This window comes from Mycobacterium sp. E1214 (assembly GCF_001666755.1).
GTDB lineage: Bacteria > Actinomycetota > Actinomycetes > Mycobacteriales > Mycobacteriaceae > Mycobacterium.
In genome coordinates this window covers 1-736 of record NZ_LZJC01000118.1, presented here as the reverse complement: position 1 = coordinate 736, position 736 = coordinate 1, and the positions used below count along the sequence as shown (strand labels likewise).

The following is a 736-nucleotide window of genomic DNA, read 5'->3' as shown; positions in this document are numbered from 1 at the left end:
TTCGGCACCAAGGGCGGCGAAATCGAGATGGACGGGCAGCGCGTCGCCGTGCCCGTCTCGACCGACCAGATGAAGACCGTCGCCAAGCTCTCCGGCGGGCAGGCCTACACCGCGACCAACGCCGCCGAGCTCAACAAGAGCTACAACGCCATCGAGAACGAGATCGGCTACCGCACGGTGCCCGGCCCCGGCAGCGCCGGCTGGTTGCGGCTGGGGGTCGTCGCGGCGCTGATCGCGACGGTGTTGGCGTTGGTCCTCAACCGGCGCCTGCCCACCTGAGACTCAGGCGGGCAGCCGGCGGTTGAGCAGCAGCCCGGCCAGCACGGCACCGGCCATGGCGACGGTGCCCAGCAGCATCCAGGCCAGGCTGGCGTCGCCCTTCACGGACTCGTAGCCGATCTGGCGCTGCAGGGTCGTGTAGACGTTCTTCAGCGAGTCCAGGCTGTCGGCGTGAAACGACTGGCCGTCGGTGATCTCGCAGATTTTCTGCAGGGTCTGGTCGTCCACGGGCACCGGGATGGTGGCCCCCTCGTAGTCGACGGTGCCGTAGGGCGTGCCGAACGAGATCGTCGAGATCTGCACGCCCTCGTCCTTGGCCAGCCGCGCGGCGGTGAACACCCCGTCGTGCGGGTCGCTGGGGTTCGACGGCCGGTTCTCGCCGCCGTCGGAGAGCAGCACGATGCGGGCGGGTGGCGGCTTGTCGCCGCCGACCACCGCGGTGGCGCTGATCGCGTGC

At 70.0% G+C, this 736-nt stretch carries 2 pseudogenes; one reads left to right on the top strand and one right to left on the bottom strand.

Annotated elements, in window-relative coordinates:
• Positions 1-279 (top strand): annotated as a pseudogene (locus tag A5700_RS16330) (hypothetical protein); the annotation flags it as partial.
• 3 nt (positions 280-282) lie between these two features.
• Here A5700_RS16330 and A5700_RS16325 read toward each other — a convergent pair.
• Positions 283-736, bottom strand: a pseudogene (locus A5700_RS16325) (VWA domain-containing protein); the annotation flags it as partial.